This window comes from Planococcus sp. APC 3900, from assembly GCF_030407735.1.
GTDB lineage: Bacteria > Bacillota > Bacilli > Bacillales_A > Planococcaceae > Planococcus > Planococcus notacanthi.
This window is the reverse complement of record NZ_JASDCT010000003.1, coordinates 327,000-340,227: the sequence shown is the minus strand read 5'-3', so window position 1 is coordinate 340,227 and position 13,228 is coordinate 327,000. Positions and strand designations below refer to the sequence as shown.

The 13,228-nt window shown below is 45.6% G+C and carries 17 protein-coding genes and 1 pseudogene; 16 read left to right on the top strand and 2 right to left on the bottom strand.

Features of this window, described 5'->3' with window-relative positions:
• Positions 1 to 9: 9 nt before the first annotated feature.
• The 4 genes and pseudogenes from udk to mtnN all read left to right on the top strand — a co-directional run.
• A pseudogene (gene udk, locus QMA04_RS08555) lies at positions 10 to 654 on the top strand (uridine kinase); the annotation flags it as partial.
• An 80-nt stretch (positions 655 to 734) separates the two neighbouring features.
• Positions 735 to 1,211, top strand: coding sequence for a transcription elongation factor GreA (gene greA / locus QMA04_RS08550; RefSeq protein ID WP_203339803.1), 477 nt, complete (start codon positions 735 to 737; stop codon positions 1,209 to 1,211).
• A gap of 132 nt (positions 1,212 to 1,343) precedes the next feature.
• Complete coding sequence (locus QMA04_RS08545) at positions 1,344 to 2,072, top strand: DUF1510 family protein (protein WP_191715922.1); 729 nt, start codon at positions 1,344 to 1,346, stop codon at positions 2,070 to 2,072.
• A 78-nt stretch (positions 2,073 to 2,150) separates the two neighbouring features.
• Positions 2,151 to 2,855: a 5'-methylthioadenosine/S-adenosylhomocysteine nucleosidase gene (mtnN, locus tag QMA04_RS08540; RefSeq protein ID WP_191715921.1), complete on the top strand. Its 705-nt coding sequence runs from the start codon at positions 2,151 to 2,153 to the stop codon at positions 2,853 to 2,855.
• 57 nt (positions 2,856 to 2,912) lie between these two features.
• Here mtnN and pssA read toward each other — a convergent pair whose 3' ends face one another.
• Positions 2,913 to 3,452, bottom strand: a complete 540-nt coding sequence (pssA, locus tag QMA04_RS08535) for a CDP-diacylglycerol--serine O-phosphatidyltransferase (protein ID WP_203339805.1) — start codon at positions 3,450 to 3,452, stop codon at positions 2,913 to 2,915.
• Between the two features lie 95 nt (positions 3,453 to 3,547).
• On the opposite strand from pssA, the gene QMA04_RS08530 reads away from it, so the two are divergent.
• The 12 genes from QMA04_RS08530 to QMA04_RS08475 all read left to right on the top strand — a co-directional run bounded on the left by QMA04_RS08530 (position 3,548) and on the right by QMA04_RS08475 (position 12,977).
• Entirely contained in the window at positions 3,548 to 4,321 is a 774-nt protein-coding gene (locus QMA04_RS08530) for a phosphatidylserine decarboxylase (RefSeq protein ID WP_191715919.1), read from the top strand.
• Between the two features lie 38 nt (positions 4,322 to 4,359).
• Positions 4,360 to 4,881, top strand: a complete 522-nt coding sequence (locus tag QMA04_RS08525; RefSeq protein WP_191715918.1) for a YqeG family HAD IIIA-type phosphatase — start codon at positions 4,360 to 4,362, stop codon at positions 4,879 to 4,881.
• Complete coding sequence (gene yqeH / locus QMA04_RS08520) at positions 4,878 to 5,981, top strand: ribosome biogenesis GTPase YqeH (protein WP_191715917.1); 1,104 nt, start codon at positions 4,878 to 4,880, stop codon at positions 5,979 to 5,981. The genes QMA04_RS08525 and yqeH overlap by 4 nt, the downstream gene beginning before the upstream one ends.
• 11 nt (positions 5,982 to 5,992) lie before the next feature.
• Positions 5,993 to 6,820 carry a shikimate dehydrogenase gene (gene aroE / locus QMA04_RS08515; protein ID WP_191715916.1) on the top strand — a complete coding sequence of 276 codons (828 nt, stop codon included), beginning with the start codon at positions 5,993 to 5,995 and terminating at the stop codon, positions 6,818 to 6,820.
• Complete coding sequence (gene yhbY / locus QMA04_RS08510; protein ID WP_191715915.1) at positions 6,807 to 7,106, top strand: ribosome assembly RNA-binding protein YhbY; 300 nt, start codon at positions 6,807 to 6,809, stop codon at positions 7,104 to 7,106. Before aroE ends, yhbY begins: the two co-directional genes overlap by 14 nt.
• Positions 7,103 to 7,690: a nicotinate-nucleotide adenylyltransferase gene (locus QMA04_RS08505; protein WP_290185103.1), complete on the top strand. Its 588-nt coding sequence runs from the start codon at positions 7,103 to 7,105 to the stop codon at positions 7,688 to 7,690. The genes yhbY and QMA04_RS08505 overlap by 4 nt, the downstream gene beginning before the upstream one ends.
• A complete protein-coding gene (gene yqeK, locus QMA04_RS08500) occupies positions 7,659 to 8,234 on the top strand; it encodes a bis(5'-nucleosyl)-tetraphosphatase (symmetrical) YqeK (protein WP_290185102.1) in 576 nt (191 codons plus the stop codon). Before QMA04_RS08505 ends, yqeK begins: the two co-directional genes overlap by 32 nt.
• Positions 8,231 to 8,569, top strand: a complete 339-nt coding sequence (gene rsfS, locus QMA04_RS08495) for a ribosome silencing factor (RefSeq protein ID WP_142827773.1) — start codon at positions 8,231 to 8,233, stop codon at positions 8,567 to 8,569. The genes yqeK and rsfS overlap by 4 nt, the downstream gene beginning before the upstream one ends.
• The gene (locus QMA04_RS08490) at positions 8,566 to 9,288 is read left to right on the top strand and encodes a class I SAM-dependent DNA methyltransferase (protein WP_290185100.1); all 723 of its coding nucleotides are present in this window, start codon (positions 8,566 to 8,568) and stop codon (positions 9,286 to 9,288) included. The genes rsfS and QMA04_RS08490 overlap by 4 nt, the downstream gene beginning before the upstream one ends.
• A gap of 177 nt (positions 9,289 to 9,465) precedes the next feature.
• Positions 9,466 to 10,050: a helix-hairpin-helix domain-containing protein gene (locus QMA04_RS08485; protein WP_290185098.1), complete on the top strand. Its 585-nt coding sequence runs from the start codon at positions 9,466 to 9,468 to the stop codon at positions 10,048 to 10,050.
• An 81-nt stretch (positions 10,051 to 10,131) separates the two neighbouring features.
• A complete protein-coding gene (locus QMA04_RS08480; protein ID WP_203339810.1) occupies positions 10,132 to 10,704 on the top strand; it encodes a ComE operon protein 2 in 573 nt (190 codons plus the stop codon).
• 128 nt (positions 10,705 to 10,832) lie between these two features.
• On the top strand, positions 10,833 to 12,977 hold the full coding sequence (locus QMA04_RS08475; protein WP_290185094.1) for a DNA internalization-related competence protein ComEC/Rec2: 2,145 nt from the start codon (positions 10,833 to 10,835) through the stop codon (positions 12,975 to 12,977).
• A 63-nt stretch (positions 12,978 to 13,040) separates the two neighbouring features.
• Here QMA04_RS08475 and QMA04_RS08470 read toward each other — a convergent pair whose 3' ends face one another.
• Complete coding sequence (locus QMA04_RS08470) at positions 13,041 to 13,175, bottom strand: YqzM family protein (protein ID WP_008431587.1); 135 nt, start codon at positions 13,173 to 13,175, stop codon at positions 13,041 to 13,043.
• Positions 13,176 to 13,228 lie beyond the last annotated feature (53 nt).

Sequence of the window (13,228 nt, the reverse complement as noted above, 5' to 3'; positions counted from 1 at the left end):
AAAAACGAGGTTTGCAAGGAGCTAAACAACATGTCTAAGAATCGGCCGGTCGTTATTGGGATCGCAGGGGGTTCGGGCTCGGGGAAAACGAGTGTCACGAACTCCATTTATGAAGTATTTAAAGAAAACTCAGTGGTGGTAATCGAACAGGACTATTATTACAAAGACCAAAGCCATTTGGCCTTCGAAGAACGCCTGGAAACAAACTATGATCATCCATTGGCATTTGATACAGATCTGCTGATTGAACACATCAATGATTTGCTTGAACGCAGACCAATCGAAAAGCCGGTCTATAATTACGCTTTGCACACCCGTGCAGAAGAAACGGTGCTAATTGACCCAAAAGATGTTATCATACTGGAAGGCATTTTAGTGCTTGAAGATTCACGCCTGCGCGATTTGATGGACATCAAGCTGTTTGTCGACACGGATGGCGATTTGCGGATCATTCGCCGTTTGTTGCGCGATATCAATGAACGCGGCCGTACCATCGATTCCGTCATCGAGCAATATTTGACGGTTGTCCGCCCAATGCACAACCAATTTATCGAGCCGACAAAACGTTATGCAGATGTAATTATTCCAGAAGGCGGGCAAAACGAAGTGGCGATTGATTTAATGGTCACAAAAATCAAAACTATTCTTGAATAGATTGTTAAACTATAATATGATGAGACCAGACTGACGGTTGCACCTATGCATCCAGGTCAGCAGTTGAAGGAGTGGAAAGAATGGCTAACGAAAAACAATTTCCAATGACAGCTGCAGGAAAGCAGAAGTTGGAAGACGAACTGGATTTCTTAAAAACGGTAAAAAGAAAAGAAGTAGTGGAACGGATTAAAGTAGCCCGCAGTTTCGGAGATTTGTCCGAGAACTCAGAGTATGATTCTGCGAAAGAAGATCAGGCTTTTGTAGAAGGCCGTATTTCGACGCTTGAATCGATGATCCGTAACGCCGTTATCATAAATGAAAACGAATCAAATAAGGATATCGTTCGTTTGGGGACGACTGTGACATTTATAGAAGTTCCAGATGGCGATAAAGAATCTTATACAATCGTCGGATCAGCAGAAGCGGATCCTTTAGAAGGCCGCATTTCAAATGATTCTCCTATTGCGAAAAGCATGATCGGCCGCACAATTGGTGAAAATGTGAAAGTATTGACGCCTGGCGGAGAAATGGAAATCAAAATTCTTTCTATCACGTGATGGAAGCGGCCATTCTGCATACAGGATGGCCGTTTTTCATTAACTTTACTCGATATGAAACGAAATTATCGTTGAAACGTCAAATTTGTCATGAAGATTATATGTTAAACTTACAAGAAAGGGGGACATCCAATGACGAACGAAGAAAAACCGTATCCCTCTCGTTTGAAGAAAAAGAAAGAAAAAAATCGGTCAAATTCCATTTTGAACATCATGATCGGTCTGGTATTTGCATTGATTCTCATTATTGGAGTTTCTATGCTATTTAGCGGAGGGGACGATCAGGCGAACGAGTCTGAAGAAGTGGCAATCTCAACTGGTACCGAAGAACAAACGAGTGGCTCTGATGACGGTGAAAGCGCAAGTGCCGGTGACGAGGATGAAGACGCTGAAGCAAAAGCTGAAGAAGAAGCAGCCAAGAAAGCTGAAGAAGCAAAAGCTAAAGAAGAAGCAGCCAAGAAAGCTAAAGAAGAAAAAGAAAAAGAAGAAGAGGGATCTGTCACAAAAGGCGGAACCATCACACGTGAAGATTCGAGCGATCCGATTGTAGACGAAACAGTGATCAATACAAGCTGGGAGCCGGTTGGCACCAAGCAAAAAGGAGACCATGTTTCCGTTTACCAGAAGGATTCTGTTGACTGGAATGAAAAAGTCAAAGCTGTTTCCTATGCAACTGGTCTTGACTCAAACAATATGTACGTCATGATGATCAAAAATGGCGGAGGCCCTCAGAAATCGATTGCGACTGTACAGTCTAAAGACGAATCTGAGAAATACCGTGTCCATTTGGAATGGGTGGATGGCGAAGGCTGGAAACCGGTGAAGATGGATGTATTGAAAACGCTGCAAGGCGCCTATTGATAAAGGCGTCTTTTTCTTTGCTAGTATGAGTAATTGAAACAGGTAATATAAATCGACGCTGGAATGAGGAATGCAAAAATGAAAATCGGTGTGATTGGTGCGATGGAAGAAGAAGTTCAATTATTGAGAAGCCGACTGGAAAGTCCGCAGACTGAAGAAATCGCTAAATGTGAATTCACTTTAGGTACATACGCAGGCCAGGAGATCGTGTTGTTGAAAAGCGGCATCGGCAAGGTGAATGCTGCAATGTCTACAACGATTCTCCTTCAGCAATACCAGCCGGATATCGTCATCAATATCGGCTCTGCAGGAGGTTTTGATGAAGAACTCGAAGTTGGGGCAGTCGTCATATCGGATGAAGTTCGCCATCACGATGTGGATGTTACAGTCTTCGGCTATGAAATGGGACAAGTCCCTCAATTGCCGGCTGCATTCACTTCGAACGAAGAATTGATTGAACTGGCAATTAAAGCAGTCAAGGAAATGGGACAGCATGATTATGCAGTCGGATTGATCGCAACTGGCGATTCGTTCATGAACGATCCTGAACGTGTTGCCAAAGTGCGTGAATATTTCCCGACGATGAAAGCAGCTGAAATGGAAGCGGCTGCGGTTGCACAGGTCTGCTATCAATTCGATGTTGCCTTTGTGGTAATCCGTGCTTTATCAGACATTGCCGGAAAGGAATCATCGGTATCTTTCGATGAGTTCCTGCCAGTGGCAGCTAAACATTCAACGGAAATCGTCTTTAATGTCATCAGCCAATTGGCAGCACGCATTTAAGCTTCCCGAAAGACAACAAAAAAGCTGAGGACGTTTTCTCAACGTCGCTCAGCTTTTTTAAACTTTTCTCAAGGTGAATGTGCTGACCATCAGCAATGAACAAAGGATGAACAGGAACATAAAGACGACCGGTGAAAAAGCTGGCACCCCAAAGTATGAAAGGGTGATGACTGTACCTGCTGCAGTAATCGGCAAACCGGTAAAATAACCTGTCGCATCTGAAATGTTGAAGCGTGCCAGACGGAAAGCGCCGCACGAAATGTAGATAACAGTAAAAACCATTCCGACAAAACCGAAATCTGATAAAACGAGCTGGTACATTAAAATTGCGGGTGCAACACCAAAGGATAATATGTCACTCATTGAATCGAGCTGTTTGCCTAAATCGGATTCCTGATTGAACTTTCTTGCCACCATACCGTCAAAGCGGTCCAAAAAAGCCGCGATAAATATAAATAGCACACTATAGCTATATGATCCATTTAAAGTGGCCATAAGAGAGGCACCACCAAACAGCATATTACCGATTGTAATAATGTTCGCTGTCTGTGACCTCAACTTTTTTATGGTGTGATCCATTCTTTCTGTAATTAACAATGGAAAACACTCCTTCTTTTTTGTAAACTTGTTCACTCTATTATACTGTGAAAGGTAAAAAAATGGTAGACTATTTTAGCAACGGAGGCATCTCTATGAAAAAATATTTGTACCAGCGCTCCATCGAATTGACCAATGGAGCTTATACTTCAAATTTAATCCGCAAATTTGCCCAATCTAAAAACAGCCGCAGATTTATTCCAGGGTATATTAAAGCCTATCAGATTTTAACGGATGATGTTGAAAAACCGTTAGACTCTTTTTCGACTCTCCATGATTTCTTCGTGCGGAAATTGTCGCCGGGGAGCCGCCCAGTCGCTCCGGCACCAGTAGTTTCTCCTGTCGATGGAAAAATTGAAATTGCCGGTGACCTGCATGAAAATGTCCATTTTCTTGTAAAAGGACAGCATTACTCGTTAGCTGACCTTTTAGGGGATAAGGCTTTAGCCGATCGCTATCAGGATGGAAAATACGCAGTGCTTTATTTGTCTCCGGCCGATTACCACCGGATCCACAGCCCTGCTGACGGCAAGGTCAACAGACAGTATGTACTTGGAAAAAAATCCTACCCGGTTAATGCTGCCGGATTACAATATGGCAAAGCGCCGATCAGTGGCAATTACCGAATGGTCACTGAACTCGATACCGCTTTCGGCAATATGCTGGTAGTCAAAGTCGGCGCCATGTTCGTCAATTCCATCAAATTGACCGAGACTGGCGGCGAATGGCAAAAAGGAAACGAAGTGGGGTATTTCAGTTTTGGTTCCACAGTTGTTTTGTTTTTTGAGGCGAACTCCATTGAATTTGTTGAAGATATGTCGAATGGCAATCGGATCAAGGTGGGAGAACCGTTAGGAATTATGGTATAATCAGTAGAATTAAGTTAGGAAAACAGGAGTGGGTTGCCGTGTATCAGAATTTTGTACCAAGCCAATATGTAAAAGACGTTTTTGACATTAAGCCGGAAACATTAATTGAAAAGAATATTAAAGGAATCATTACGGATTTGGATAATACGCTGGTGGAATGGGACCGTCCGGATGCGACGCCAAAATTGATTGAATGGTTGAAATCAATGAAGGAAGCTGGTATTCAAGTCGTCATCGTTTCCAACAACAAGGAATTGCGCGTTAAATCTTTTGCGGATCCTTTAGGTATTCCGTTTATTCACCAGGCACGCAAACCGATGGGCCGCGCTTTCCGCAAGGCGCTTCGGATCATGGAAGCAAAACGCGATCAGGTAGTGGTGATCGGGGATCAGATGCTGACGGATATTTTCGGAGGCAACTTAAATAAGATGCATACGATCCTGGTGTTGCCGGTGGCGCAATCAGATGGGTTTTTCACCCGTTTTAACCGGAGAGTCGAGCGCAGAATCATGAAGAGATTGAAAGAAAAAGGACAATTGATGTGGGAGGAAGAAAATTGAGTGAAATGCCAACATGCATCGGATGCGGTGTACAGATTCAAACTGAAAACAAAGAAGAGGTAGGATATGCTCCGCCGTCTTCATTGGAAAAAGAAGAAATTATTTGCCAACGCTGTTTCCGTTTAAAGAATTACAATGAACTTCAGCCGGTATCGTTGACGGACGATGATTTCCTGCGTATTTTAAATGGATTGGGCGAACGTGATGGACTGATCGTGAAAATCGTCGATATTTTCGACTTCAACGGCAGCTGGCTTCCAGGCCTTCACCGTTTTGTGGGGAATAATGATATTTTGTTAGTTGCCAACAAAGCGGATCTTCTGCCGAAGTCGGTCAAACAACAGAAACTCGTCAATTGGATGAAGCAGGAAGCCAAAAAATTGGGCTTGCACCCAATCGATGTCTTGACGGTCAGTGCCCATAAAGGGACAGGAGTTCCGGAAGCGATGGAAGCCATTGAAAAGTACCGCAAAGGCAAAGACGTTTACGTGGTCGGCTGTACAAACGTTGGGAAATCGACGTTCATCAACCGTGTCATCAAACAGGCGACTGGCCAATCGGATGTCATCACAACGTCACATTTCCCTGGAACGACATTGGATATGATTGAAATTCCTTTGGATGACAAACGTTCATTATTTGATACTCCGGGAATCATCAACCATCACCAATTGGCTCATCATTTAAAGACAGCAGATCTAAAGCAGATCATGCCGAAAAAAGAAATCAAGCCGCGTGTGTTCCAGCTGAATGCCGAGCAGACCTTGTTTGTGGGAGGGTTGGCGCGCTTTGACTTTATTCAGGGGGAGCGTTCATCGTTTACGGTCCATGTTGCCAATGACCTGCCGATACACCGTACGAAATTGGAAAATGCAGATGCCCTCTATGAGCAGCATCTGGGAGATATGCTGGCGCCGCCTTCAGCTGAGTATAAAGACGAATTCCCTGAATTGGTGCGCCATGAATTCCGTGTTAAAGATGCCAAAACAGATATCGTATTTTCCGGGCTTGGCTGGATCACGATTCAGCACGGCAACGCAGTCATTGCTGCCCATGCCCCTAAAGGTGTAGAAGTCATGTTGCGCCCATCGCTGATCTAGGAGGTTTTTGGATGAAGAAATGGTACGCGGTAATCGGTGATCCGATTGCCCACTCCCTATCCCCGTTTATGCATGAAACATGGTTTGACGAGCATGGCATCGATGCGGCCTATATTCCGATCCATGTGGAACCGGAACATTTGGAAAAATCTTTTGAAGCCATGAAAACCTTGGGTATCAGCGGTTTCAATATCACCTTGCCGCATAAGCAGTCCATTGTGCCGTTTCTCGGCAGCCTGGACGAAAGCGCCATGCAGATGAATACGGTCAATACCGTGCATTTTGATGGCAAAGAATTTGTGGGTTCAAATACCGATGGCGATGGTTTTGTCCGGTCATTGCTCGTGCATCCGGTCGATAAGACAGCGAAAGTGTTGCTGATTGGTGCCGGTGGCGCTGCAAGAGGCATCGCTTTTGCATTAAAACGTGCAGGTTTTGCCGATATTACCATCACCAACCGGACATTCCGGAGAGCCGAGGAATTGGCTGCTGAAATCGGTGCCAGCGCTGTGACTCTTTTGGAATCTGAAGAGCGGCTGGCAGAATTCTCTGTTGTCATCCAAACCACTTCAGTCGGTTTGTCGACAGGGGAAGCGTTGCCGATTTCCTTGGAACGGATCAAGGCTGGGACAGTAGCGGCGGATATCATCTACACACCTTTGGTTACCCCTTTTTTAGAAAAAGCAAAAGAAAAAAACTGCGTGACAGTAAACGGAGTCGGCATGTTCGTCTATCAAGGTGCAATTGCATTTGAGAAATGGACGGGCGTTCAGCCGAACACCGAGAAAATGATTCAATTGATCACAGAAAAACTAGGAGGCACTTATGTTAACAACTAAACAAAAAAGCTTTTTGAGAAGCGAAGCACATCATCTTGATCCGATTTTCCAGGTAGGAAAAGGCGGCGTCAATGAAGCGATGCTTGTACAAATCAAAGAAGCATTAGAAAAACGCGAATTGGTAAAAATCAGCATTCTGCAAAACAATGAAGACGGCAAAGATGAAGTGGCGAAAGCTCTTGCAAAAGGCACCAAATCGGAATTGGTCCAATTGATTGGTCATACGGTGGTCCTTTACAAGCAATCGGTCAACAACAAACGAATCGAGCTGCCGGTCAAACGATGAAAAAAGTCGGGATATTGGGCGGAACATTCAATCCACCTCATCTCGGCCATCTGATTATGGCCAGCGAAGCATACCATTCAGCGAAACTGGATGAAGTGCGCTTCATGCCGAATTTTATTGCACCTCATAAAGATGTAACGGGAGCCAGTGCTGAGCAGCGGCTGGAAATGACACGACTGGCGATATCCGGCCATCCGCAATTCCGGGTGGAGGAATTCGAAATCAACAGCGGCGGCGTTTCCTATTCGTTTGATACATTGACAAAGCTGACAGAAAAAGAACCGGATGCGGAATTTTACTTCATCATCGGCGGAGATATGGTGGAAGGTTTGCCTTCCTGGTATCGCATCGATGATTTGGTGAAGTTGGTTCGCTTTATCGGAGTCAAGCGCCCGGGGTATAATACAGAAACACCTTATCCGGTCATGATGATCGATTCACCTGAATTGCTGCTGTCATCGACCATGTTGAGAGAACGTGCTGCTGTTGGGCGGCCGCTGGCATTTTTGGTGCCTGACAAAGTGGAAGCATTTATTCGAGAGGAGGGGTTGTATGGAGCCAAGCCAAATGTTGGAGAATGTTAAAGAACGGCTGCCTGACAATCGTTTTACGCATGTGCTTGGGGTAGTGGATACGGCGATTGAACTGGCAAAGGAATTTAATGTTTCTGAATCCAAAGCTGAAATTGCTGCCATTCTTCACGACGTTGCGAAGTTTTCGGATCGTGATTGGATGAAATCCATCATTGTCTCTGAAGAGATGGACCCGCTCTTGCTTGAATACCATGCGGAACTTTGGCATGCACCGGTTGGCGCTTATTTGGCAACTACCGAATTCGGAGTGGAGGATGAAGATGTCCTGAATGCCATCCGTTACCATACGACGGGGCGCGAAGCGATGTCTGACTTGGAAAAAGTCGTCTATATTGCCGATTTGATCGAGCCCAACCGAAAGTTTTCCGGTGTTGAAGAATTGCGACAATTAAAAGATCGGGGATTGGATGTTATGATGGAAGCCTCGGTTAAACATTCCATCGAATTTTTAGTATCAAAAAATCAACCGGTATTTCCGGATTCACTGAAGTGCTACAACTACTTCGTGCAACAGAAAGGGAAAGTGAAAGAATGACTAAAGAAACTTTACTGCAAGTAGCTTATAATGCTGCGGAAGACAAAAAAGCGGAAGACATCGTTGTCTTGAATATGGAGGGGATTTCGCTTTTGGCTGATTTCTTCGTTATTTGTACAGGGAACTCCGATCGCCAAGTCCAATCGATTGCAAAAGAAATCATGGACAAAGCACACGAAGAAGGCCACGAAGTGAAAAGTGTTGAAGGATTCGATTCAGCACGCTGGATCCTTGTTGACCTTGGAGATGTGGTAGCCCACGTTTTCCATAAAGACGAACGCTCGTACTATAACCTTGAACGCCTGTGGAGAGAAGCTCCGCAAATGGAAATATGAAATACGGAAAATTTGCCGCAGTCTATGATGGACTGATGGAAGATATTCCTTATGAAAAGTATGTGGAGTGGGTCGCTTCCCACGTCCCGTCCGGCAAATTGCTGGACGTGGCGTGCGGAACCGGCACATTGTCACAGCTTTTTGCTGAAATGGGCTATGAAGTGACCGCAAGCGATTTGTCTGAAGACATGCTGACGGTCGCCAATCAACGGTTTCAAGAAGCAAACCAGTCTATTCCGGTGCTTCAATTGTCCATGGACAACTTGGAAGGGCTTGCCGGTTTCGATATCGTCACGATTGCAATCGATTCCTTAAATTATCTGCAGAGCGGCGAACAGGTCCGGCAGACGTTCAGGGAAGCTTATGAAGCCTTGAACTCAGGAGGCCATTTTTTCTTTGATGTGCATTCCGTTTTCAAAGTGGATAAAGTTTATATGGACAGTCCGTTTGTTTATGATGCAGAGGAAATCGCTTATATTTGGCATACCGAGCCTGGAGAGACAGAACATAGTGTGATTCATGACATGACTTTTTTTGTCCGCCAGAATGGCTTGTTTGAGCGCTTCGAAGAAACGCATGAACAGATGACTTTCCCGGTGGATGTTTACATCAAGTGGCTGGAAGAAGCCGGATTTTCCATAGAATCGATTACAGCCGATTTTTCGGATCAGGCTCCAGATGAAGAAAGTGAACGCATTTTCTTTTATGCTAAAAAATAAACAAAAATTCTACTCAGCCTCCTGCACAATGCAGGGGGCTTTTTTCTATTTCGAAAAGGATGGACAAGTGAAATGGAATTAATATATAATTCAAACAGCTTCTATTTAATTGCCTTCTGAAGAAACGAGGAATGCCAGCTGAAACTTTCCCAGCTTCAGAATAAAACCGCATGGCTGTTGATCCCCGCTGCCGTCATTGCGCTGCTGTTGATTTATTTTTTATTTCCTCAAGGAAACCCTGAAAAAACTCCTGTTCCTTCTCTAGAACTGATCAACGCTGAATCCCCTCAGCAGACAGAAACTCCTGAAAACGAAGACCCTGTAATCGAATCTACTGTAATGATTGATATGAAAGGCCAAGTGACCAATCCCGGCGTTTATGAGCTCGCGCCAGGCTCCCGTATGCAGGATGCTATAGACGCAGCTGGTGGATTTACGTCTGAAGCCGACAGCCGCGCCATCAATTTGGCATTGATTGTTGCTGATGAAACCAGTTTATACGTACCGGCGGCCGGTGAAGAAATCGTCCTGCCCGCATTGGAACAGACAGCTTCAGCGGGCAGCAGCAGTTTGATCAACATCAATCAGGCAACTGAAACCGAGTTGATGGAGTTGCCGGGCATCGGCCCTTCCAAAGCCGCTGCGATCCTTGCTTACCGGGAAGAAGCCGGCAGCTTCAAAACACCGGAGGAATTGACCGAAGTCTCAGGCATCGGCGATAAAACCTTCGAACAATTAAAAGAGTTGATCACCACTAAATAACGGAACCGGCTTGAAAAGACGGTTGACGAAACGACTGCCTCTGCTACACTTATTTTAACTACACTTGCAGGAGGCAATTAGATGAAGCGAATAACTTGGGATCAATTCTTCATGGCGCAAAGCCATTTACTGGCACTTAGAAGTACTTGTACACGTCTGTCGGTCGGAGCGACCATTGTGCGCGACCGCAGAATCATGGCCGGCGGTTATAACGGATCGATTTCAGGCGGCGACCATTGCATCGATAAAGGCTGTTATGTCGTCGATGGGCATTGTGTCCGTACCATCCATGCAGAAATGAATGCACTGTTGCAATGCGCCAAATACGGCGTCAGCGTAAATGGCGCCGACATGTATGTCAGTCATTTCCCGTGTCTGCAATGTACCAAGTCGATCATTCAGTCAGGCATTTCCCGTCTGTATTACGCAACTGACTACAAAAATCACGAATACGCCATTGAATTACTGGAACAGGCTGGTGTGGAAGTGGTGCAAGTGGTATTCGATGAGCGTAAAATCGACTTTTTAAGTGTCGAAAAGTCAGCTCTATACATGGAGCTGCTGGAAAAATTACGTGAAAAAGGCGGAAGCGAGGAAGAATTGGCCCATTATAATGAACGGGTGAACCAATTATTCGGAGAAGTCGAAGTGTAACAGCCAATCTATTTTTGTACCTGGCAACTGCTACAGCTCTTGCCACATATGCAGCGCATGAAACACCGGTTCAACTCGTGTTCATGGCGCTGCTTTTTGGTTGGATGTGCTGTAAAAGAGAAAGCCTAATGCTTATTCTCAGTATCTTTTTAGTTGCTGGCGCGATTTACCTTTTGCAGGATTTCCGGAGCCAGGACCATTTCGATTACTCGCTTCCCTATTCGGGTGAGCTGACATTCCGTGCGGGATCAGCTGTCGATGGTGACAGCCTGAGGGGGTTTGCGGTAATCGCGGATGGGACGGTCGTCTATGCCCGTTATCGAATAGCTTCGGAAGAGCAAAAAAATCAGCTGGAAGGCCTGGTGGACCGGTCGGACTTTCTGGTAAAGGGGGTATTTGAGGTTCCGTCACCGCCTTCCCATCGTTATTCGTTCAATATGGAAGAATACCTGATCCACAATGGAGCTTCCCAGTTACTGGTTGTTCAGTCGATTGAAGGCATCAGCGAAAACGATTCGTGGTTTACAGGGCTGTTGGGGAGGCGTGATGCACTCAAGCGCCATATCCGTGAACATTTTCCCGAAAGCTTGTCAGTGGAAGCGGAAGCGCTGCTGATCGGGGAGCGGGAAAACATGGACCCGGAAGATCAACGCATTTATCAAACGCTTGGAATTTCTCATCTGTTTGCCATTTCGGGATTGCATGTGGGAATCGCATCAGGGATGCTGTATTTCATCCTTATCCGCCTGCATGTCCGAAAAGAGTCGGCTACAGTCATTCTGCTCATCATTCTGCCGCTTTACGCAGTCATGGCTGGTGGTGCCCCTTCAGTTTGGCGGGCTGTCAGCATGGTAACTCTTGTATTAACAGGAAAGTTGCTTGGATTCCGGTTGCCTATTGCAAATGTTATGTTAACTAGTATGATTCTTTTGCTGTTATGGAATCCGTATGTCCTCTTCAAAATTGGATTCCAACTGTCCTATGGCGCGACATTCGGTATTATATACTCGCTAAAATTGTTGAGGGGAATCCAGTCTGCTTTGAAAACGGGATTTGTCATCACCTTCATATCTCAAGTGACCTTGTATCCGTTGCTGCTGTTTCATTTTTATGAATTGTCTCTGTCTGCATTCCTGGTGAATAGCCTGTTTGTCCCGCTGTTCACCTTGCTGATTCTGCCGATGAATTTTTTGCTGTTGTTTCTGACTCTGCTGTGCCGACCGGCGGCAGATTTCCTGTTTTATTTTTACGAACCTTTGCGTGGGCTGGTTGGGCAATTAATGCTGTGGCTGGCAGATTTGCCTTATCAATTGTGGAATCCTGGAAAGCCGGGAGTTCTGGCCGTCTGCTTGCTCATTGCCAGTGTTTATGTATTTTATTGCGCGGCAGAATTGGGGTTCCGTTGGCGCCAATTGCTGATTTTGGTTATTCCGGCCCTGCTGTTCACAGCGTTGCCTTATTTGGATCCACGTTTGAAAGTGACATTTTTGGACGTTGGCCAAGGGGATAGTGCAGTAATTGAATTGCCTTACCGGGAAGCGGTCTATTTGATCGACAGCGGTGGCTTGCTGCGATTCGATACCGAAGCTTTTAAGGAGAAGAAGCGGCCTTACGAAATTGGCAGGCAGGTTGTAGCACCCTATTTAAAGGGGAGTGGAATCTCTTCACTGGATCTGTTCATCATTTCGCATCCGGATGCCGATCACGCAGAAGGAGCAGAGGAGATTTTCAAGCTGTTTCCTATTGATCAGTTGCATTTGACGCCAGGCTCAGCGACGAATGCGTTGATGGTCGAACTGGCTCCTGATGCGGCGCAGACGGAAGTGGCATTTCCGGCTAAGGGGTCAAATTGGGCCGTAGGACAAACGCACTTTGCGTACCTGTCGCCGGATGATGAGGAGTACGAAGGCAATAATGATTCCTTGGTGTTGCTGATGAAAACGGGCGATTACCGAATTTTGTTTACGGGAGACCTGGAAGCGGAAGGCGAAGCGCGTCTGCTGGAGTCTTACGCACCTGATCTTGCCGGGCTGACAGTATTGAAAGTCGGTCATCATGGCAGCAAAACATCCAGCAGCGAAGGCTTCCTGGCTGCCCTCAAGCCTGCACTGTCGATATTTTCAACGGGTGCTGATAACCGTTACGGCCATCCGAGCCTGGAAGTGGTCGAGCGCTTTAGTGAATTGGAACTCCGTACATTGAACACTGCTGAAAACGGCACCATCCGGCTGTTATATAATGATGGACAGATGGAGTTGGAGACTATGCGTTGACTGATGTATTGAGCAACAAAAAAAGGTTCCGGATATGAAACTCCGGAACCTTTTTTGATTTAATTACCGTGCAGCGAACTGTACAAGTCCAGCGATGATAAAGATAAGGGCGAAAAATCCAAAGGATACGACAAAGCCCATTCCCGCGTCGATTGCATCGTTACGTTTGGACTGTACATTCTGTTCAAATTCATTCATTGAAATCCCTCCTAATTCCTTCTAATTATAAGCGAAGTCTGAATAAAAATCTA